Below are 22,916 nucleotides of genomic sequence, written 5' to 3' on the forward strand. Positions count from 1 at the left end.
ACCTAAAAATACTTTTGATACACCCCGACCATAAATTTTATTATTGTTTTTTGATTATAACAGTTTCTTTCAACTGGTTCAGTTCAATTGTATATGTTCCGCCCGCGGATATTCTCCACTTATAGTCTGCACCTGCTCCCGGATAGTTGTAAACTATGTTTTCTACCTCTCCGGTCGGATTCTTATCTGCTTCACCGGCAATGAACCACGCGCCGTTCCAGTCACTCTGTTTATCCAGTGTGAATTTTAATTCTCCGGTATTTAAAGTCCCTGTCCATGTAAATATATACGGATCGGATGAGACCGTCATAGGCGCGGCATTAGCTATATCCCAACCACTGGAAGTTGCGTCTCCTATCATATAAATCATGGCAAAAGGCGTAAAAGGTACAATATCTATTTTCATATCGCGGGTATCGAGCCTTATCTTATAAACACCGCCGGAAATATTCCATTTATAATCGGGATCGCCTGCCCATTTATCCACATCGAGTTTAGTCCCTGCCGACTGCTGGTCTGTTACAGGACGCAGGAATACGGCATCCCAGCTTCCGGCAACTGTCCCTATCTTAAAATCACCGCCGGCGGATAAATCATCATTGTAATGGAATACGAACGGATCGAGCGGGTCAACGGTCATCGGTTTGAATGACCAGCCGCTGGGATTACCGACAAACCACAGTTCGGTAAATTCAGGGCCTTCTCCCCTTGTAATGCTGACAGTCATTGATATCAGGTTTACTTTGATAGTATATGTACCACCTTCTGTAATTACAAATTTATCGTCCTGATCATTATCTGTCTCCCGAAGCACTAGTTTGGTCTCATTTTCACCCTTATTGTACGAAGGCAGGAATTCTCCCAAAGTAGTTATAAACTTGAGTTCCCCGGTAGAGAGTGCACCTGTCCAGGAGAAGGCTTTAGGTGTATTTGTAACGGGTTTCATCTCGGTGGCATCACCGGCATTCCATCCGTTCGGCGCCGCCCCGCCTATTATATACAATGTTTTGGTAATAGGCTTATGGGTTTTAATATTTATAGCCTGTACCGGCGAAATCTGGGATTCAATATTTTCTGAAGCTACTTTTGCTATAACACGATATTGGAATGTGGCTCCGGCAGATGGCGCCATGCCGAATTTTTCGATAAGCAGGTCATTCAGCTCTTCATTTTTATATGATTTTTCGTAAATATTACGGCCTATTTCCAGTGATATTCCATCTTCAAAATCACCGTCCTGCCTGTCCAGTTGGAAAACATAATCTATAGCCAGCCCCGTTCCATTGTTTGTGCCGGATGTCCATGCGAACTTTATGGCTTCTGAAGACGGATTCAAAGCATCCAGTTCTACTGACTCCTTTGACGCGCTGACAACCAATGGCTGGCCGCCTTTATTATATTCAGTATTATCCTCATCGGTACAAGACCAGGCGAGCAATAACATTGTTAATAGTCCTATTATTTTGAATGGTTTCATGATAATCAATGTTTTAAGAATTAATATCCCGGATTTTGTTTTAAGTTTGGATTTGTATCTATCTCTTTCTGAGGAATAGGAAACAACAAATGTTTTTGTGAGGCGTTTATTTTGCCTACAGAATGCAGGAAGTCGAGAGCATACCGTCCATTGTCCCACCGTATCATGTCGAACCAGCGATGCCCTTCAAATGCTAATTCGATGCGGCGTTCATGTCTGATCTTATCCCGCATCTCATCTTGTGTCAGTCCTTCTACATCACTACGGTTAGCCAGCCCTGCTCTCTTTCTTACCTGATAAAGCGGTTCTTCCGCGTCGGAAGTTTGCCCGAGTTCGTTCAGAGCCTCGGCTTTCATCAGTAGCACATCGGCATAGCGCAATACAATAACGCTTGCTGAATTTGTATTGTAATCGGCTGACACCGAAAGAGGCACTAAGAACTTACGGACATTATATCCTGTATTTGACATATTCGATTTATATGTATTTCCGTCGAAAGATAGACAGCCTTCGTAAAGGATCGTTTTATCTTTTCGCAAATCGCCGTCCTCATACTGGTCTGTAAATTCCTGAGTAGGCTGATTCCATCCGTAAGCGCCGCCTACCCATCCCGAGTTTCTGGGACCCATGTATGTACTCAGCCAGCAAGCCTGGTTTTCATCATCCCAGAAACCAGCTTTTGTCAGTCCGTAGTATTGTACTTCGAAGAGAGATTCGGCTGTATTTTTATTTTTAGCCTCGCCTCCGAAACATCCACTATAATCAGGATTCAGTGTATAACCGAGGCTTTCCACTAAATTACACATTTCCAGACTTTCCTTATATTTTCCTAATGTCAGATAAACCTTTGCCAGCATACCCGCCGCCGCGCCTTTAGATGCACGGCCTATGTCGCTTCCCGAATATTCCTCCCGTACAGGCAGGAGTTCGATCGCTTCTTTCAGGTCGGGGATGATTACTTCATTGTAGATGGTCATTTTGTCTGTCCGGGCAGGTTTGAGGTTATCGCCCGGCTTAGGTGTGCTGGTTGCCAATGGCACATCGCCAAACAATTGTACGAGGATGAAATAATAATGTGCCCTTAAGAATTTCGCTTCTCCGATACATCTGTTTCTCAATGTCTGGTCTATATCCAGGGAAGGGATATTCTCCAGTACCGTATTACAATACAGAATCCCGGGATTTGGACCGCGCCATATATCCAGAGCCGCGGCATTATCGGTAGTGGTTACAAAATTGGCCAGGTCGACAGTCTCGATCCCGTCAGTACCGCCTCCGGCTCCTACTTCACTATTGCCGGCAACAATATCCAGTGTCCATATACGCATATTATACAGTTTGGGACGCTGTAGAGGCTGATATGCCCCATTCACGAGGGCAATAGCGGATTCTTTATCGGTCAGAGCTTCCGCACTCGGGTCTTCATAAGGGTCCTTGTCTAAAAAATCTGAACAGGAAACCAGTAAGGACGCTAATATAATAAAGCCTGTATATATTATTTTTTTCATGATTTTTTCTTTTTTGATATTAGAATTTGACATTCACTCCGAAACTGATTGTACGTGTAAGCGGATATGTACTCAGGTCTACACCATTGGCTCCGACTTCGGGATCAAATCCTGAATATTTGGTGAAAGTGTAAAGATTCTGGCACGACATATATAAACGTACTGTTTGCAGATAAGCTTTCTTCGAAATAACTTGCGGCAGTGTGTATCCTAATGTCAGGTTTTTAATTCTTAAATAGGAACCGTCTTCCACAAAACGGTTTGAATGGCGGGCATTTTTATTCGGGTCGCTGTATACAGCCCGGGGAACCGAATTGCTTGTGCCTTCGCCTGTCCACCGGTCGAGGACTTTTGCTGTCTGATTCTGAGGTACGGCCATTCCTTCCTGCCAGATGCGGTTAGCATTGTAAATATCGTTTCCGGCAACCCCTTGCAGGAATATCTGCAAATCGAAATCCTTATAGGCAAAGCTATTGTTCATGGAAAACGACCATTCAGGAGTGGGATTACCTATATATGTGCGGTCGTTATCATTTATTACTCCGTTACTATCTAAGTCCATGAAGCGTATATCGCCCGGAGCTGTTCCTCCCGGAACCTGAATCGATGCGTTATTGACCTCATTCCAGTTCTGAAATAAGCCGTTGGTTACATAGCCGTAAAATGAATTGATCGGATTACCTTCTGCATTTACCAATACTTTCGTCATATTAATATCGTTGCCTGTAAACAAAGGAACACCATCATTCATGCTGATTACCTTATTTTTATTGAAAGAAACATTCAGGTCTGTGTTCCATTCCAGTTCTCCTCTGAGGTTTTGGGACGATACAGTCAGTTCCCATCCCACATTGCGGACATTTCCGGCATTTACGCTTGGCACATCGGGTGGCACATCGTTATAGCCTGTTGTAATAGGTACTGCCATCGGGACAAGCATATCGGTCGTGTTTTTAATATATCCATCGAGCGAAAGATTGACGCGTTGGTTGATTAACGAAAGGTCGATACCGGCATTCCATTGTTTTACGGTTTCCCATTTTACATCCGGATTAGGCATTACACGTGGATAAAGTGTAGAAACCGGAATGCCGTTGAATACATATTGTCCTGTTTTCAGCTTCGTAAAATAGGCATAATTATCTATCCCCCACTGATTCCCTGTAACACCGTATCCTGCCCTGAGTTTAACATCGCTTACCCATTTGTTTTTACTGTAAAAGGACTCTTCCGATATGCGCCATGCCGCTGCCACAGAAGGGAATGTACCCCAGCGATTGTCTTTTGAAAAACGGGATGAACCATCACGGCGGACTGTCAGTGTGAGTAAATATTTGTCTGCATAATTATAGTTTGCCCTGCCCATGAACGATAGTAATGACCAGTCGTTTTTGGTTCCGCCTACAGTCGGCTGATTCAATCCGTTGGATAACTGGTTATTTTTATCACTCAGAAAGCCCTGTATGCTTGCGCTCATTTTGTTATAGACATTGTTCTGGGCGCTTGAACCTATCATAACATTCAAATGATGTTTCTCGTTGAACGTGTCGATATAGGTAAGTGTATTGTCCCACAGATAAGTGAAACTCTTATTCGATTCTTCATACCGGTACGATTCGGGCTGAGGTATCGGTTTCCAGTCATATTTAGGGCTGAAGTTTCCCTGATCCCAGAACTTGAAATCAATACCGCCTAAAGTCTTGAATGTTACTTTGTTCAATATGTTTATTTCAGCGAAAATATTTCCAAGCAGATTATATCCTTTGGTACTCTGGCTATTGACTTTCGCGTTTCCTACCGGATTTTTGATGTCTCCATACCAATAGGCAGGATTGCCGGGGCCGGAGTATGTGCCGTCTTCATTGAAAACCGCCTGTGTAGGCTGGGCTGCCATCGCATCACGAATGCTGTAACTACCCTGTTTTTTATTATCGTGACTTAATGTTGCATTGTTTCCAAACTTAAGCCAGGGCTTAACTTTCGACTCGCCATTGAATTGGATTGTATAGCGTTTGTAGGATGTATCGGTCACAATACCTTCCTGATCCAGGATTCCCGCAGATACATAATAGTTGCTGTTGTCCGTACCTCCGGAATATGATACCGAATAGTTTTGGATCAGGCTTGTCCTGAATAATTCGTCGATCCAGTCTGTACCTTTTCCCAATGCTGTAGGATCGGCAAAGTCTGGCCTTTGCATCAGGCTTTCCGAGCCATTATAGTTTGCTATCATATCATTGTGGAATGATGCAAACCGGCTGGCATTCAGCATGTCGGGTATGCTTGTCGCATCCTGTATCCCCCAGTTGGCGCTAAAAGATACGATGCCATCTCCGGATTTTCCTTTTTTGGTGGTGATAAGGACTACTCCGTTTGCACCTCTCGATCCGTAGATAGCGGTTGCAGAAGCATCCTTCAATACGTCTACGGTTTGTACATCGTCCATATTGAGCGCATTTAGAGAAAGGTCGGTAGGTACTCCGTCGATTACCAATAATGGTTCACTGTTATTAATGGTACTGATTCCCCTTATACGGATAGATACATTACTACCCGGCGCACCGGAATTTATGATCTGCACACCGGAAGCTCTTCCTTGGAGAGCTTCTCCGATATTGGCGACAGGTTTGTCCTGCATCGTCTTTGAATCGATTGAGGAAACAGCCCCCGTCAGATCCTTTTTTCTCATTACCCCATATCCTACAACTACGACCTCATCCAGCATTTCTGCATTTTCTTTCAGAATGATTTGCAGGTCGGATTTGCCGGCAACCGGAATTTCCTGTGATAAAAAGCCTATATAGGATATTGTTAGAATGTCACTTTCATTTACATCTATAGAGAATTTACCGTCTATGTCCGTTATTGTTCCATTGGTAGTGCCTTTTACCGAAACAGATGCGCCGATGATACTTTCTCTTTTTTCATCAAAAACAGTTCCCGTAATATTTTTCCTGTTCTGTGCCGATAAATTAAGAGCGAAGATCAAAGAGAGCATAAACAGGGCTATCCTGTTGAAATAGGCCCATTTCCTTTTTTGATTTTTTTTCATGGTCTATACAATTAATGATATTAGTTTTTCTTATTTGATTTATGGTTAATATTATCTTTTAGGTAACAAAACTTAAAAGAGTATAACCTCTCAAATACAAAAATATGAGGAGTAAATGCTAGAAGAAAATTTGCATTGATAAAATATAGAAGACAAAAAGATACAATCAGTTGTATTATAGTTTATTAACTGATATTTGTGCCTGCGAAAATATAGATAGGGTATGCTTCAGTTCTTCTTAATAGCACCTATTTTCATGACCATAGATTCAAATCCTTCGCGGGGGACGGCGGCTTTATTCCGGACCCTGGTACGATAATTATAAATCGTATTCGCAGAATAATGGAGGAAGTTTGCTATTTTGGAACTGTCGGTTATGCCCAACCGTATCAATGCAAATATACGGAGTTCTACATTTAATAATTCATTCGGTTTTAGTGCAAATTGCTCGTCTTCTACTAATAGTGAATTAAATTCTTCAACAAAGTTGGGATACAGGTGCAAAAATATATTATCGAAATTTTCATAAAGTTCCTTTAATTCGTCATCTATCATTTGTCTCGACTTCAACATCTTGTATAATTCATCGAGTTTCTTTTCCACAGCCTTTTTATTAAGGGTATTCTGGTATTTCTCCAATTTGTTGATATAAGTCGAGCACAGGTCGAGAAAATGTCCTATATATACTTCTTTTATCTGATTGGCTTCCGAAAGTTGAGTATTAACTTCCGAGAGTTCCCTGTTGACAATATTGAGCTGGTTAACAGTAGATTGTAAGTCATTATTCAACTCGTTCAGTTTTACATTGGTCCTATATAGTTCTTTACGTATACGGGCAACTCTTTTCATTTGCCTGTATACATATATAACTGCTATTATCAGAAATATGGACAATACGCTGACAAGAATGAGGAATAATTGCAGTTCGGCCTTTTGCTTGTTTATATTTTCCCTGTATGCAGAGTCTATAATGGGGAATATCTGGGAAACTTCGTATGTTCTTAACCGTGCATTACAAAACATAGCGTCCTCCATCGATGATTTTATGCAGTCATAAGCTCTTTCCACTTCGCCTGTCTCATATAAAATGGAGGCGAGCGCCTGCATCGACGCATTTTCTTTGATTGCGTTTTTTATATCACATGTGGCGGATATGGCATAATAGTGTTTTTGTAAGCCGATATTTCCTTCTTTCTTGTAAACATTTGCAAGGGCATAAGCGAGTACCGCCTTTTCATGTGTGTCCGATTCTGTGTGGGCAAGGAGTTCCTGTAGTATTTGCCTGGCTTCATTCAGCTGGTAGTTATCATAAAGTTTTTCAGCATATACTATTTTGTAATGGTTCGATTTTTTATCCAGGACATTGAGCAGGGAATCCCTGTATAATTTACTTTTTTCCGCATATATGAGAGTGTAGGGGTTATTGTTTGAGTAATAGTTATATAACTGCTTGTAACAATCATAATATTTGATAAGTAGCCAATCCGGGAGATCTTTACTGTTTATCGATTCCAGAATATTTATGGCATCAATATACATTCCGGCAATGATATACAATGAAGTTAAATCCAGTCTGGATTCATATATCCACTCTGTATGTTTTAAATCTTCAGCGATTAAATTATTTTGTTTTACATAATAAATAGCTGAATCTGAGATATAGGTTTTGTATTCATTATATAAGTCGAGATTAATGCCGTATTTCTGATCTGCCGTTATATTGGGCACTTTGAGCATTTTTTTTATCTCGGATATCTTATTTTCTTTTTCAGACATGTATATGTCTTTCTGTTCTATTAACTTATGGATATTATGGAGAGTTGTATCCTGTGATATCTTTGAAGAAACATCATTAATGAATAATATCAATAAAATAAGGAAAAATATCTTCTTCATAAACTGCAACCTCTCTTTACAAAATTATAAATATTAGAAAGTTAGTAAAATTAGAATAAAAAGGAGAGATGGGATTATTTCTTCTGAATATTTTTGTTTTTTTACATCGAACCGGAGCCGTGCCTTATGGGAATATTATCAGATTACATTGTTTTCAGAACTATTGATATCACCGGATAGAAAATTAACCGGAATAGTTTGAGCCTGCTAGATTTTAAATAGTAATTTTGCCGCAAATTTCAAACTATGAATAATAAGGCCAAAGGATATATATTGGGGGCGATTGCCGCAGCCACTTACGGCATGAATCCCTTATTTGCCTTACCATTGTACCAGGCAGGAATGGACGCTGATTCTGTGCTGTTTTTCCGTTATCTTTTTGCCCTGCCTATATTAGGGTTTATGATAAAGGTCAGAGGACGTGATTTTAAATTGAAACCTAAAGAAATATTCCCGTTAGTTCTTGCCGGCCTGCTTGTTGCCCTTTCTTCCCTGACATTGTTTCAAAGTTATAATTATATGGATGCCGGGATAGCATCGACGTTATTGTTTGTCTATCCGGTTATTGTAGCACTGATCATGGTAATCGGATTTAAAGAGAAACTGACATTCAAAACCATATTATGTATCTTAATGGTATTGCTCGGTATAGGGTTGCTCTACAGAGGCGGCGATGGTTCCACTCTCAGTCTTACCGGAACTGTCTTAATGATGGTTTCGGCTCTTTCATACGCTGTTTATATTGTAGGTGTCAACAAATCAGTACTTAAAGGCACTGCTACCCTGAAACTGACTTTCTATGCATTGCTTTTTGGTCTATCGCTATTTCTGGTACGTGTGGATTTCGGGAAAAGCCTGTATATAGTGGATGATTGGTATTTATGGGGCAATTTGCTTGCATTGGCTGTCTTTACCACCACTATATCTTTTTTGTGTACAACAAGTGCCATTCAATACATCGGTTCCACACCTACGGCTATTCTGGGAGCGTTAGAGCCGGTAACAGCCGTGTTTTTCGGCGTAATTGTCTTCGGGGAGCTGTTGACACCAAGGCTTGCCTTGGGAATGCTGATAATTATCCTGGCTGTAACTTTCATTATCGCCAGAACCAATATAAAGACATATATGGTTCGTTTCAGAAAGATGTTCCCGAGTCTTCCAATAAGAAAACGGAAGGGTAATTATTAAAGATTGTTCCAGTAATCCTTTGACAATGAACGAAAAATAAGACGGCGGATTATCCGATGAAATTTCGATTAATCCGGCTTAAGTCTTTAAAAGAATGGGGATAATCATTTCCCATGGTCTTCTTGTATTCAACTACGAAAGCCTGATACTTAATACGGGCTTCTTCGTCCATTTTTAAACGTTGCAAAGCCTTGATCTGATAAGCTAAAGCCTGATCGTTCAGTGGGTCCATATTGAAAATGATCTCCGCGAAATTGATTGTGGTCTGATAGGCTTCAGTTTCAAAGCTTTTTTCCATTTCCAGTAATAGCCCGGGTTCCAGTTTGTGCTCTACACTTGTCTTGAATGAATCGAACAAAGATTGATCCGAAGATTTCAGAAATTTACCTCTGGCCAGTAATTTCACCAATTCCTGCTTGCTTCCTTCGGTGTCATTTGCCGAAATAATCTGCATACAGCGGGTGTAGTCACAATAGAATTCTTCTGATTGCTCTATTCTGAAACAGCCTTTATTATAAACCAGTTCAATGCCGTCAAGTTCGCTCAGGGCTTTTCGCAAATGATTAATGGTAACACCTCTGGAATTCTTTACCTTATCTTCGGGCTTATCAGGCCATAGCAAATTACTCAGGCGCTGTGATGTGATGCCGCCCTCCATACTGTATTGCAGAATAAGGCAGAACACTTGTTTCAGCCGCACTGAAAACATATAGGTTATATCCTTACCAGATCTGTCCAGTACGGTAAAGTCTCCGAAAAGATAAACCGAGTTAGGGCGGGCAGTTTCCAGTGCATTCTTGTTCAGCCTGTGTTTCATATTATGCACTTTTCTGGAAGATTTTCGCATAAAGAACAGGACCGTAACGGTTATAATAACCACACAGGAAATAATTATTATCAGTATTGCACTTTCTTCGGCGGAACGCTGATAGCTGACCAGGTCCTCGGCCGTTATGGGAGGAAATGCAAGGGAGTAAACCTTCAGGTCGGAAACAATATCATCATCAAATTCCTGAACAATGGCATACAGACTGTTGAGCTGTTTGTCATAATACAGATTGGCATTTGTGGTAATACGGTCCGAATGTATGGGAATAGAATTGCCCAGGATTTTATAACTCCCGTCTTTCAACGAAAACTGATAAAGCCGGAGATATGAGTCGGAAAAGTGTTCCGGATAACATAACGTATAAAAGCAGGAATCGTTGAGTATGACCATTCCCCTTACAGGAACTACATTGTCTTCATTCCACGGTATTTCCCAGCGTTTTATGATCTGTTTTGTTGTGAGGTTTATCTCATGCAGGTCATAAAAATATTTCCGTCCTACAACTTGTTCTCCGGATTCATTCCCCATACCTCCGAATATATATATGGAATTTGTTTTCTCCAGATATCCGAGTGATGAAAAATATCTTGGGAAAATGACGTCTCCTTTAAAGTCTCCGAGAATCTGCCATTCCTTAGAGTTAAAATCGAAAGAATAAAAATTCTGATTATAATGCATATTACCGAATCCCCCGAATATTGTGTACCGGGATGTGGAAGGATCAAAATAAGAACCATGATGATGTAACTGGGACAGAAGTTCATCTGTAGACTCGGTTTCCCAATTATCAAAGTCGGTCAGATCGATACTCGCCATAGTTACCTCCTCCGGTACTCTGTCATTATAAACCTCGTAGGCATATAGCCTGTGATTCTTTGTATTAATGAAATTAGTTCCTAAAGCTAGCTGTACAGGACATTTATTACTAAAAGCCCTCATTCCTGTTTTCCCTGATCTGACATTATAGATATAGACCGAATCCTGGTTAAAATAATATATTTCCTTCTTTTCAGGATTATAATTTGCCCCGGCTACAGTTTTAGATTTGAATGAGGCTAAAAATGTCCAGTGGTAGGAATCGTTGATCAGCCATCTTGGGTTGGAAACTTCTCCTAAAGCCTTGCCATTCGAATCATGAACGATATCGCCCTCACTCTCTTTCAGAGGAAAGGAATACTTTTCCTGATTTCCTACAGACAGATCCTTAATCCCAAACGAGGGCACATCGATAATATGATCGCTCTTACCAAAGATAATGACCGGAGAATACTTATCGGGAAGATTTGCATTTCCTGCTCCGAATGTATGATCGTGGATGGTGAGCTTTATAGAGTCGTTTTTCAGGTCGAATGATATTCTCATTTTGAACCAGTGAACATTGAGGAGTTCATCCATGTCTATTTCCGCTGTAAACAGATTGCTTTTACCTTCTTCATTGAAGCTGAAGGTATGGGTTTGTCCCTGTCCGTCGTAAAACAGATTATAGATTGTATTACTTTTCTCATTTTTGATCCGGATAATATATCCTATTGGTGTGTCAGGATAAAGTGACAGATTACACTCAATATTAAAATATTGGGAGAATTCGACAGATTTATTGCTAAAGACATTATAAGATGTACGCTTGTCTATAGGCATTTCTCCTCCGTTAAATTTCAACCCTTGTGAAAATGATTCAGACGAAACTAAAAATCCCCAAATGAGAAATATATAACACAGATATTTGCAAAAAGAAGTTTTTGCGACTGTTATTATTTTTATCATGGCTATGTAATAACTGAAATCAGAAAATGATTTTGGCCGTAAAGATATTAAAAATCCTTTAAATCAAAAAAATGCCAGAATAAACGCCCGAAAACTAACCGTTGTAATAAGAAGTTGATCTTTTTCATTTACAGTCAACAGTCAACAGTTAGCAGTAAACAGTATCGTGGTCTGTCATGCTGAAAGACATGAAACATCTCGTCAGCGAGTAGTAAACAACCTGTCTCTCGTATCTTTCTCTAAAAAGGTAACAAAAGTAACAGTTTTTGCATGTTACACTGAGAACCACTGAGAAGGCACTTAGTTTCACTGAGGCTTTTGTTAAAAGGTAACATCTTTCAGTAAACAGTTAGCAGTCAACAGTGGCTGACGCATTAGTACTTTATACTTACCACATAAAACTTAATACTTGTTAAAACTTGACAAAGTTGACAACTTTTCTGCTTTTTCATCTGTCTTCTTCCCAATCTTTAAATATTATTATAATCTTTCAAAGAGCTACAAGCTAACAGTTCCTACCTATAGATAAACTTTTTTCAAAAAGATTAAATTTTCCCTTAGTGCATGACAAGAAAATAAGAAATAAAACCGTGGTTTTACTTTAACTGCCTTTATTTCAAAGGCGGGGAACCTGGTCCGGTGGAGACGGCGTAGAGCAAAAAGCTGATTGGGCTTATCCGCTATTTGAAAATTTAGCCGGTTTTGAGGCGTAGTGAGACCCAGCCTTGAATTTTTATGGCTTTTGTCATATACTTCGTTTATCCTTAAAGAACGAGACCAGGTTTCAATAAATAGAGAATAAAATAGGCAGGTTAATGATTTTTTTACGGTTAATAACCCTCTTTTAACCCAAAATTTAACCCTTTAACTATATATTTGATATAGAATACTATGTAGCTGACTTTGGCTGATTATAAACTGAAAAATTAAAATACATTTTATCTGATACTTTACTTTTTAATCAACTCCTTTATATTAAGTGAATAACATGAAACTAGAGAAAATTTTGAGAGTTTTTATGTTCATTGTCTTGCAGGGCTCTATCATAAGTTCCTGTTTAGCAATGACAGCTGCATGTAGTGATAATACTGAAGCCGATAATGACGGAGGCGGCAATAATTCCGGAATTATCCGGTCAGACAACCTTGCGGAGCAAAATATACTCCGGTCGATGCAGCTGGTAGACAGTGCAGTGTCTTATCACTTTAAAGGGGAAGGCATGGCAATGTCGAGATATTATAATCCTTATACAAATTCGAATGTAAATAAGGATGGAGCTGATGAAAAAGGCAGTGTATGGATGTATACAAGCTCTATCGAGGCCGTGAATGCAATTTTGCATGGACTGAAAGCCCATAAGGAGAACGGCCGGGCAGAACTGTACGACAAGCATTTTAACCGTTATACAGCCTTGTTGGCTAAACTATATGATAATATAGCATATTACAGGGGCACGTTCCGTCTGACCTCATATACTCAAACGAAAGACTGGTCCGTATATGGAGTAGACAGGGGGAATGCTAAGGGAACGGCACAGGTGGAAGGTATCCATAATGTATATGACGATCAGCAGTGGTTAATGAGGGAACTGATCGAAGCTTATAGGCTGACGGGTAGCAATACTTACCTGACAGAAGCGGAATATCTGGCGGATTATGTGCTGGATGGATGGGACTGTGTTCTCGATACCAATGGAAAAGAGTACGGAGGTATTCCATGGGGGCCGGGCTATGTAACAAAGCATTCATGTAGCAATGGGCCTGCAGTAAGTCCGCTGGTATGGTTGCACGAACTGTATAAAGGTAAGAACGATGAGATTTCTTATAGATATATAGCAACCGATGGCAGCCGTAAAACCGCTACCTTAAAGAAAAGTGACTATTACCTGAAATTTGCGGGCGCTGTTTATGCATGGCAAAAGACCAACCTGTTACGCGGGGATGGAGTGTATTACGATATGATGGGCGGTTGTGACCCTGGTTGTAATGTAGCATATGAAACCGTAAATGGCGTGACATACCGCAAGCATACCAACCTGCGCGATCGTGTGGGAACTGCCTATTCATACAATTGCGGCTCCATGCTTTCCGGTGCAGCCGACTTGTATCGTGCAACAGGAGAAAATACATATGTGGAAGATGCTAAAAAATTATCGGATGCCAGCTTCAGGTATTTTGCTAAACTGGGAGTAAATAAGCCCGGGTATTATACATATGATATAATAGGCTTCAACAACTGGTTCAATGGAGTGCTGATGCGTGCATATGTCGATGTATATCCTTCATACAATAATGCGTCTGCATATATCGATAGTTTCCAGAAGAACCTGGATTACGGATACGAAAACTTCTTCTATAAAGGATTTCTTCCTCCTGATTTATTAGCAGGGTGGACTCGTGAAAATGGCAATAACAGGGTGGAAGGTATGTTTACCTTTGCTTTTGCTGCCGAATACGCTACCCTGGCACGATACGAATTGGAAAAAAATAACTAATTCAGAAAATATTGTAGTAATTTTATTGATTACTTACTTTTAAAAGTAAAGAATATTTCCTTTCCCCTCTTTTTTGAGGTTTGTATTGATTCGGAATAACAATTAAGAATAAATTTGGATATAGCTATGAAAAAAAGTGTATTGATCTTATTCCTTTTTGGGCTTACCCTTCTGCCGAAAGCCCAGATCAAAGACAATGTTAAGACTACATTCCAGACTTCACGGGAGTGGAGGCCTACAATAGATAACAGGGCTGATGCCGTTATGGTATATGGAGTAGGAGGAAACCCATCCGATAAATCAAAGAGAATACCTTTCGAAGAACGTGTGCGGTTATGGCGTGACAGGGGTTATACAGTCCACTTCATGACAGGGATAGCATGGGGTGAATATCAGGAATACTTTACCGGCCGGTGGGATGGGAAAATGCATCTGGACGAAGGACAGGTACAACAAAACGGGGATACGATATGGCACGGACATATGGTACCTTATATTGTTCCCACCGAAAATTATTTGAAATACATAAAAGAAAAACATGTGAAACGGGTCATTGATGCCGGTATTGACGCCATCTTTATGGAAGAACCGGAGTTCTGGGCTCGCGCGGGTTATAGTGAAGCCTTTAAGCGGGAATGGAAAAAATTCTATGGCTTTGACTGGAAGCCACAGCATGAGTCTCCCGAAAATACCTATTTGTCCAGTAAACTGAAATACCAATTATATTATAATGCCTTAAAAGAAGTATTTACATATGCTAAGGAATACGGTAAAAGCAAAGGGATGGATGTAAAGTGCTATGTACCTACACATTCGCTTGTCAATTATTCGCAATGGATGATCGTCAGTCCCGAAGCCAGTTTGGCCTCCCTGTCGTGTGTCGACGGCTATATAGCGCAGGTATGGACGGGGACGTCACGCGAACCAAACTATTATAATGGTAAGGCAAAAGAAAGGGTGTTTGAAACGGCTTTTCTCGAATACGGGTCAATGGAATCCATGACAGCCCCCACGGGACGTAAAATGTTTTTCCTGACCGACCCTATCGAAGACTGGCCAAGAGACTGGGCAGACTATAAAAAGAATTACCAGGCAACATTTACGGCACAATTGCTATATCCCAATATAGCTGATTATGAGATAATGCCTTGGCCCGAGCGTATTTATGAAGGTCTTTACAGGACAAGTCCGGATAGTGACCAGCGGGAAAGGATACCAAGACATTATTCTACCCAGATGCAGGTGATGGTAAACTCTTTGAATCATATGCCTTTGTCGGACAACAAGGTAACAGGATCAGCCGGGATAAGTGTATTGATGGCTAATTCACTGATGTTTCAACGATTTCCTACACATGTGGGGTATGAAGACCCGCAGCTGTCGAACTTCTACGGGCAGGCTTTACCTTTTCTGAAGCGGGGAGTACCTGTAAAAACGGTACATATTGAAAATTTAGACTATAAAGAAGCCCTGGCCGATACAAAGGTATTGCTTATGACTTATTCGAATATGAAACCTTTGTCGCCGGAAGCCCATACACATATCGCTCAATGGGTGAAAGCGGGTGGCGTATTGGTATATAGCGGACTCGACAGCGATCCGTTCCAGACTGTACTGGAATGGTGGAATACAGGGGGCAATAATTATGCAGCTCCTTCCGGCCATTTATTTGAACAGATGAACATAGCGGCATCGCCTAAAGAAGGGGAATACAGCTATGGGAAAGGCTCTGTATATATTATCAGGACAGATCCGAAAAATTTCGTACTGGAAAATGGTAACGATAAGCAACTGATTGATGTTGTGAGAAGAATGTATGAACAGAAGGCGAAAGCGGGCAAATTGCTTTTCAAAAATAATTTTTATCTTCAAAGAGGTGTTTATGACCTGGTTGCTGTTCTGGACGAAAGTACCGGTAACGAACCATATGTGATAAAAGGCACTCTTATCGACCTGTTCGATCCTAAACTGCCTGTATATAAATCGAAAATGATACAGTCCGGAGAGCAGGCATTCTACTTGAATATAGACAGGGTTCCGGATAAACAAAAACCGCAGGTACTTGCTGCTGCGTGCAGGGTTTATGAAGAAAAGGCTGATAAGAATTCTTATTCGTTTGTAGCAAAAAGTCCAGTTAATACGACAAATGTATCGCGGATTTTACTGCCCCGGAATCCGGTGAGCGTGCAGGTCGATGGTAAAGAAGAATTCGTTGCCGGCGCTTGGGATCAGCAGTCCAGAACTTATTTGCTGGAATTTGAGAATGATCCCGAAGGCGTATCTGTAAATATTAAATGGTGACTTAAATACAAAAAGGGAATTAAATAAAGCAAGCTGTTTTGTTCCCGGATTGCAGGGGATTTCCGATCCCCTGCCTTTTATTATTAGGGTTTGCCGCCCGGAGTTATCCACAAAGTCCAATGGACAGGAAGGTATAGCCTGTCAGATTAATATTGTTAGAACCATATGCCTGGATTTTATAGAAATATTGGAATAGAAAAAATAGGATTTACACAAAAAGTCCTATTTTTGCTTTATCATTATGACTACCTCAATAGATATATCCAATAGAGAATTCAAAAACGCTCTTGACCTGATTGAACGAAGTAATCAATCCGTTTTTCTCACAGGAAGAGCAGGCACAGGAAAATCCACTTTTCTGAGACATCTCTGCCAAACAACGAAGAAAAAATATGTTGTATTGGCTCCCACCGGTATTGCTGCGATAAACGCGGAAGGATCGACCTTACATTCGTTTTTTAAATTGCCATTTAGGCCGATGGCTCCCGATGATGGAGATCTGAGCCTTGTTGGTGGCCGTATCTTTGAGTTTTTTAAGTACCGGAAAGAACATCGGAAGATTATACAGGAAGTGGAGCTTATAGTCATTGATGAAATATCTATGGTCAGGGCTGATACGATAGACTGTATAGACAGGATTCTCCGGGTCTATTCAAATAATATGCGCATTCCCTTCGGCGGCAAGCAGCTTGTATTTGTAGGTGACGTATTCCAGCTTGAACCGGTGGTCACTTCCGATACAAGGGAGATAATCGGCAAGTTCTACCAGAATGCTTTTTTCTTTACCGCGAATGTTTTCCGCGAAATACACCTTATTCCCATAGAGTTTACAAAGATATATCGCCAGACGGATGAAAAGTTTATCTCAATACTGAATAACATAAGAAGCGGAAAATCGAGCAGCAATGACCTTATCCTTCTCAATGATCGGGTGAATCAGAGCTTCAGTCCAAGAGAGGAAGATATGTATATAACTCTGGCCACCAAGCGGGATAATGTCGATTATATCAATGAAAAGAAGATGGCTGAGCTCGATACCTTCGAATTTGTCAGCTATGGCATCAAAGAGGGGGACTTTCCGGAATCGTCGCTTCCCACGGCTCAGGAATTGGTATTAAAGGAGCGGGCACAGGTTATGTTTATCCGTAATGATATGCAATGGCCCCGCCGCTGGGTTAACGGTACTATCGGTATAGTATCGGGAATAGATGAGGAAGGGCATGTATATGTTCTCAAAGACGACGGCATAGAGGTGAAAGTGGAGTTGGAGACATGGCGGAATTACAGGTACAGATATAATGAGAAGGAGAAAAAGATTGAGGAAGAAATCATCGGTACATATACACAACTGCCCTTGAAAGCAGCATGGGCGATAACAATCCATAAAAGCCAGGGACTTACCTTCAATAATGTAATTGTAGACTTTAGCGGGGGCGTTTTTGCCGGAGGGCAGGCTTATGTGGCTTTAAGCCGGTGTACCTCGCTGGACGGGCTGATCCTTAAAAAGAGTATAAGTAAAGCAGACGTATTTGTCCGGTCCGAAATTGTTGAATTCAGCAAGCAGTTCAATAATCAGCAATTAATAAACAAGGCCCTTAAAGAATCGGATGCCAATTATCTATACAGGGAGGCGATAGAGCAATTCGATGAAGGAAATTTTGATGATTTCTTAAACCATTTCTTCAAGGCGATCCATGCCCGCTATGATATTGAAAAACCGTTGCAACAAAGATATATCCGAAAAAAGCTGAATATAATAAATACACTTAAAGAAAAAAATATAGCATTAAAGAACAGGCTGCATGAACAGACCGAAGTATTAAAGAATTTAGCGAAGGAATATTATCAGATGGGCAATGAGTGCATTGTATCATACAAGGACTATCGTGCTGCTCTGGCAAACTTTAATAAAGCTCTGGATTTAGACCCTGCCTATCTGGATGCCTGGATTAGAAAAGGAATTACTTATTACGATCAGGAGGATTATTATGAATCTATGAAGTGTTTTAACAGGGCTGTAGAATTAAGCCCTTTATCATTCAAAGCATTATATAACAGAGGTAAGAACAGGCTAAAAACAGATGAAGCGGAACTGGCATTAACCGATCTGATCCAAGCCTCCCACCAGAAACCCCGTCATGCTGCCTGCCATGAATATTTAGCCGAGGCTTATGCGGCTATCGGGAATATTGAATTGTCCGATAAACATTCCCAGATTGCACAACAACTGAGAGGGGCCAAAAATAAGGATGAATAATATATGCAGTGTGTTTAGTAATGAAACTTATATTTACTGATCTTTATTTTCATTTAAATGCTTGTTCACGAAATCCTTAGGCAACATGTTGTAGCTTTTTTGAAAGACTTTGGTAAAATAAGATGGAGAGTTGAACCCGATACTGTAGGCAACCTCATTTATTCTCATGTCGGTTTCTATCAGTAATTTACAGGCTTTTCTCAAACGATAATTACGCAGGTAGTCGCCCGGAGTTACACCGCTTATAGTTTTCAGTTTACGTTGCAAATTGGAACGGCTGATATTGAGTATTCCGGTCAATGATTCCACTGAAAAGTTTTCCTCCGATATATGTTTTTCTATTTCTTCATTTAGTTTATTGAGAAATACCTCGTCATTTTTATTGGAAACGAGGATCGAATAGGATGTTAATGGAGAACGGTTGAACGCCTCCAGCATTGATTTGCGGTTTTCAAGCAAGCTTAGAATTTGGGCTTTGAGAAAAGATGTAGAGAATGGCTTCTCAATGAATACATCAGCTCCGGATAGCAGTCCTTCTATTTTAACTGCATTTTCTGTTTTGGCAGACAGTAATATCAGAGGAATATGACTATAGCTAATATCTGACTTTAGCTTTTTGGTAAAAGAAATCCCATCTATACCGGGCATCATTATATCCGATATGATGATATCGTAATTCTTTTCTTCGAGTAGTAATAACGCTTTTGAGGCATCGGGTGCAGAATCGACTGTATAATCGTTCAGTAAGGTCTTTTTTATAAATGAGGCCATTTCAGCGTTGTCTTCAACAATCAGGATGGAGTATTGATAGCCGGTCTCCGGTTGAAGTGTACTTTCTGTCTGGAGAGATATCGGTTGGCCTGGTAAAACTGATGTTGTTTCATTAAATGATGGCTCTATATCTGAGAACTGGAAAATGAATAGTGTTCCACCACTTGCCCCGTCCGCTACATGAATTGTTCCCCCCAGAATATCAGTCAGGTTCTTTACTAATGATAGTCCCAGGCCGGTGCCTATATTACGGTCTTCTGTCTGAACCTGGAAAAACGGATCGAATATCAGCGATTTATGACTGTCGGATATTCCTCTTCCATTATCCTCGACTGTTATGGTATACGACTTATCATTGTTACAGGCTAAAGATAATATGATTTGGTTTTTTGTGTATTTCAAAGCATTTGTCAATAAGTTGCCAATTATCTTTGTCAGCGCATCAACATCGGAGTTTATCCTTATTTCCTTATCCTGAGGTAAATTTAATACAAAGTCTATTTGTTTTCGCTGGGCTGTCTTTTTGAAACGCTCATACAATTCGTAAACAAATTCTTTTAGATTAATGTCTTCCGGATTTATGACGTAGACAGTTGAATCCATTTTTCTGAAATCGAGCAGTTGATTGATAAGTACGGTTAACCGGTTGCAGTTTTTCTCAATGATCAGAAGGTTTTGCTTTGTCTCGCTATTATTTTCATTTATATTAATGACTTCCTCCAGAGGGGCTGTAATAAGACTCAACGGAGTCCTCACCTCATGCGCTATAGTAGTGAAGAAATCTATTTTCGATTTAAAGGCCAAAGTTTCCTGTTCTGTTTTGTATGCCTCCAGCTGTTGTATTCGTTTTTTTCTGTCTTTTGCCCAGTAATGGGACATGATAACATAGACCAATGATATTAATATAAGGAAGTATAAAGTCTTGGCCGGTAATGAGAGCCAAAACGGGGGTAATATTTCTATCTCTATTTTAGCTCCGGCATCGTTCCATAAACCATCGTTGTTTGTAGCTTTTATCCAGAAGCAATATTTTCCATAAGGCAGGTTGACGTACGTCACGCTCTTGTTGTTCCCGGTATAGTTCCAGTCAGAATCGGCACCTTCCAGTTTGTAGGCATATTGATTCTTTGTCTGGGTAACATAGCTTAGGCTGACATACGATATAGTAAACGACGACTTATTGTATGGCAATTTTATTTTCTGTCCCTTATTAAGTTTTATCTGTATTTCGTTTTCAGTTTCCGGGTCGGAATTTCCGAATAGACTTATACCTGTGATTTCTACCGGTGGGACTACTATATTTTTATTTGCGTTGAGGTCTTGCGGATAAAACGAGTTAAAACCGTTTATGCCTCCGAAATAAAATTTTCCGTTCTTTGACTTATAACTCGATTTATAATTAAACTGATTGCTTTGTAATCCATCTTCTTTATTATATAGAATCGAATTCTGAGGAGCAGATAAGTTAAAGCATGCCAGACCTTTATTACAACTGATCCATAAATTGCCGAAAGGGTCATCGAGTATACCGTAAACTACATTGTTGGGCAAACCATCCGATTCTGAAATATTTACGAAATTGTCTTTTTTTGAATCATAGATAAAAATACCTTTTCCTTCACTTGAGAAAAGAATTCGCCTCTGGCTGTCTATGTATATACTGGTTAATTTACTGTTTATGATGGGATTGTCTCCGCTTAATATGCGGTCATAATACACCCATTTGTCGGATTTAGCATCCAGTTTTATAACACCGGTTCCATATGTTGCCAACCATAAATTACCCGAATAGTCTTCTTTTATATCATAAATAAAACCGACAATCGATTCTATGGGTGTAAAACTATTGGTAGCCTTATTATATTTATTTAACCCTACCGGAGTACCGGCATAGATGTCACCATTACTGGTTTTATACAACGAGAAAACGCAATTGTCGTTCAGTGTGTTGTTGTTTCCGCTTTTACTGTTATAGTTAGTCAGAGATTTCGTTTTAGTATTATATACATCTATTCCCCTGGAAAATGTCCCGATCCATAAATTATCTCCATCCAGGAGCAAGGCATGTGTGTTGTGGTAAGATGTTGTTATTGGCTGACTGATGTTTTTTGTTGTGGAATTGAAGTAATTTATTCCTCCGTCTTCTGTTGCGATCCATAGATTTCCAAGCTGATCTTCACAGAACTGGCTGATCGCTTTCCCTGATAAGGTTCCGGCACGGCGATCCGGATAATAGGTTTCAATGTTTAATTGGGACGGATTCAGATAATTTACTCCGCCAAAATAAGTTCCTATCCATATTCCGTTCTCTTTATCTCTATAGATGGAATAGACATTCTGGTCGCTGAGGCTATGCTGTAGTTGCGGCATATCTATTCTTTGGGCTTTCTTCGTATCCAGATCGAATAGATATAATCCGTCATCCGAACCAATGTATAAAGATTTATCATCGTATTGAAAAATAGACCTGATATGTGTTACATACTGAAATATATCGTTCCTGTTAAGGTACGATATATGACTGTTCGATTGTTTGTCGTATAAGCAAAGACCGTTAGACCAGGTTCCCAGCCACAAATTGCCTTTATTATCCTCCATTATGGATAGGGTTTCGTGTGAGAAGTCCTCGGAGAACCCAAACATGGATTCTACGGGATCGAGTTTGTTTGTTTCTTTATTGTACCTGAGTAAGCCTAAGCGGGTTCCTACCCAAATATTTCCTGAGAGGTCGCCGTATATTGTCCAACTCGCGTTGTTGTCCAGGCTATTTTTTGATAGTTCTATTTTTGATAGTTTATTTTGTTTCGGATTATATTTAAATATGCCCTGACTCATAGATGCTATCCAGATGTTTCCGGTTTGATCCTGATAAAGAGCATTGACGGCAGAAGCCAGATAATCTTTTTTATTATTTGTTGTATTCTCTACCTTTCTGAATACTTCTTCCACAGGATCCATTATATATAATCCGGCATCAGTGCCGATATAAAGCTTCCGGTCTTTCCCTTCTATCAGGCTCCGTATAAAGTTGTTCCCTATCGAATTTGGTTTCTCCGCGCTACGGCGGAAAACACGGAAGTTACTTCCATCGTACCTGTTTAATCCGTCCTTTGTTCCGAACCACATAAACCCTTTCGAATCCTGTAGTATACAATAAACTGCATTTTCGGACAGTCCTTCGTCAACCTGTATTTTTTTGAAATGAAAATCCGATTCTTTTTGGGAGAACGAAAACAAATTAGTAAAAGCAGATAATAATAAGATGGTATATTTAATTAGGTTCATCTGTCGGCAAGCGTTTTTGATAAGTAAAATTACTTTATATATGAATCGGTTAAATCGGGTCGAAAGCATATTTATGATAAAAAGTAATCAATAT

At 40.1% G+C, this 22,916-nt stretch carries 10 protein-coding genes; 4 read left to right on the forward strand and 6 right to left on the reverse strand.

Annotation, left to right across the window (positions count from 1 at the left end):
• Window positions 1-40: 40 nt before the first annotated feature.
• The 4 genes from ACYQ3L_RS24860 to susR all read right to left on the reverse strand — a co-directional run bounded on the left by ACYQ3L_RS24860 (window position 41) and on the right by susR (window position 7,933).
• Complete coding sequence (locus ACYQ3L_RS24860) at window positions 41-1,477, reverse strand: SusE domain-containing protein (RefSeq protein WP_379996572.1); 1,437 nt, start codon at window positions 1,475-1,477, stop codon at window positions 41-43.
• Between the two features lie 20 nt (window positions 1,478-1,497).
• Entirely contained in the window at window positions 1,498-2,985 is a 1,488-nt protein-coding gene (locus ACYQ3L_RS24865) for a RagB/SusD family nutrient uptake outer membrane protein (RefSeq protein ID WP_379996570.1), read from the reverse strand.
• 19 nt (window positions 2,986-3,004) lie between these two features.
• A complete protein-coding gene (locus ACYQ3L_RS24870; RefSeq protein WP_379996568.1) occupies window positions 3,005-6,037 on the reverse strand; it encodes a SusC/RagA family TonB-linked outer membrane protein in 3,033 nt (1,010 codons plus the stop codon).
• Between the two features lie 228 nt (window positions 6,038-6,265).
• Window positions 6,266-7,933 carry a SusR family glycan utilization regulator gene (susR, locus tag ACYQ3L_RS24875; RefSeq protein WP_379996566.1) on the reverse strand — a complete coding sequence of 556 codons (1,668 nt, stop codon included), beginning with the start codon at window positions 7,931-7,933 and terminating at the stop codon, window positions 6,266-6,268.
• A 246-nt stretch (window positions 7,934-8,179) separates the two neighbouring features.
• On the opposite strand from susR, the gene ACYQ3L_RS24880 reads away from it, so the two are divergent.
• The gene (locus tag ACYQ3L_RS24880; RefSeq protein ID WP_379996564.1) at window positions 8,180-9,121 is read left to right on the forward strand and encodes a DMT family transporter; all 942 of its coding nucleotides are present in this window, start codon (window positions 8,180-8,182) and stop codon (window positions 9,119-9,121) included.
• Between the two features lie 49 nt (window positions 9,122-9,170).
• On the opposite strand, the gene ACYQ3L_RS24885 is transcribed toward ACYQ3L_RS24880, so the two are convergent.
• Window positions 9,171-11,588: a DNA-binding transcriptional activator gene (locus tag ACYQ3L_RS24885; protein ID WP_379996562.1), complete on the reverse strand. Its 2,418-nt coding sequence runs from the start codon at window positions 11,586-11,588 to the stop codon at window positions 9,171-9,173.
• Window positions 11,589-12,732: 1,144 nt separating this feature from the next.
• Here ACYQ3L_RS24885 and ACYQ3L_RS24890 point away from each other — a divergent pair.
• The 3 genes from ACYQ3L_RS24890 (at window position 12,733) to ACYQ3L_RS24900 (ending at window position 18,766) form a co-directional block, all read left to right on the forward strand.
• Window positions 12,733-14,208: a glycoside hydrolase family 76 protein gene (locus ACYQ3L_RS24890; RefSeq protein ID WP_379996592.1), complete on the forward strand. Its 1,476-nt coding sequence runs from the start codon at window positions 12,733-12,735 to the stop codon at window positions 14,206-14,208.
• A gap of 126 nt (window positions 14,209-14,334) precedes the next feature.
• Window positions 14,335-16,509: a hypothetical protein gene (locus ACYQ3L_RS24895; protein ID WP_379996560.1), complete on the forward strand. Its 2,175-nt coding sequence runs from the start codon at window positions 14,335-14,337 to the stop codon at window positions 16,507-16,509.
• Window positions 16,510-16,750: 241 nt separating this feature from the next.
• Entirely contained in the window at window positions 16,751-18,766 is a 2,016-nt protein-coding gene (locus ACYQ3L_RS24900; RefSeq protein ID WP_379996558.1) for an AAA family ATPase, read from the forward strand.
• A gap of 33 nt (window positions 18,767-18,799) precedes the next feature.
• On the opposite strand, the gene ACYQ3L_RS24905 is transcribed toward ACYQ3L_RS24900, so the two are convergent.
• Window positions 18,800-22,822 (reverse strand): two-component regulator propeller domain-containing protein, encoded by a 4,023-nt coding sequence (locus tag ACYQ3L_RS24905; protein ID WP_379996556.1) that lies wholly within the window; start codon window positions 22,820-22,822, stop codon window positions 18,800-18,802.
• Between the last annotated feature and the right edge of the window lie 94 nt (window positions 22,823-22,916).

Source organism: Dysgonomonas termitidis (assembly GCF_054657735.1).

Excerpts from the sequence above, each read along its gene's own strand:
- ACYQ3L_RS24865 (WP_379996570.1), bottom strand. The coding sequence starts at position 2,985 with ATGAAAAAAATAATATATACAGGCTTTATTATATTAGCGTCCTTACTG.
- ACYQ3L_RS24895 (WP_379996560.1), top strand. The coding sequence starts at position 14,335 with ATGAAAAAAAGTGTATTGATCTTATTCCTTTTTGGGCTTACCCTTCTG.
- susR (WP_379996566.1), bottom strand. The coding sequence starts at position 7,933 with ATGAAGAAGATATTTTTCCTTATTTTATTGATATTATTCATTAATGAT.
- ACYQ3L_RS24870 (WP_379996568.1), bottom strand. The coding sequence starts at position 6,037 with ATGAAAAAAAATCAAAAAAGGAAATGGGCCTATTTCAACAGGATAGCC.
- ACYQ3L_RS24900 (WP_379996558.1), top strand. The coding sequence starts at position 16,751 with ATGACTACCTCAATAGATATATCCAATAGAGAATTCAAAAACGCTCTT.
- ACYQ3L_RS24905 (WP_379996556.1), bottom strand. The coding sequence starts at position 22,822 with ATGAACCTAATTAAATATACCATCTTATTATTATCTGCTTTTACTAAT.
- ACYQ3L_RS24885 (WP_379996562.1), bottom strand. The coding sequence starts at position 11,588 with ATGCCTATAGACAAGCGTACATCTTATAATGTCTTTAGCAATAAATCT.
- ACYQ3L_RS24860 (WP_379996572.1), bottom strand. The coding sequence starts at position 1,477 with ATGAAACCATTCAAAATAATAGGACTATTAACAATGTTATTGCTCGCC.
- ACYQ3L_RS24880 (WP_379996564.1), top strand. The coding sequence starts at position 8,180 with ATGAATAATAAGGCCAAAGGATATATATTGGGGGCGATTGCCGCAGCC.
- ACYQ3L_RS24890 (WP_379996592.1), top strand. The coding sequence starts at position 12,733 with ATGTTCATTGTCTTGCAGGGCTCTATCATAAGTTCCTGTTTAGCAATG.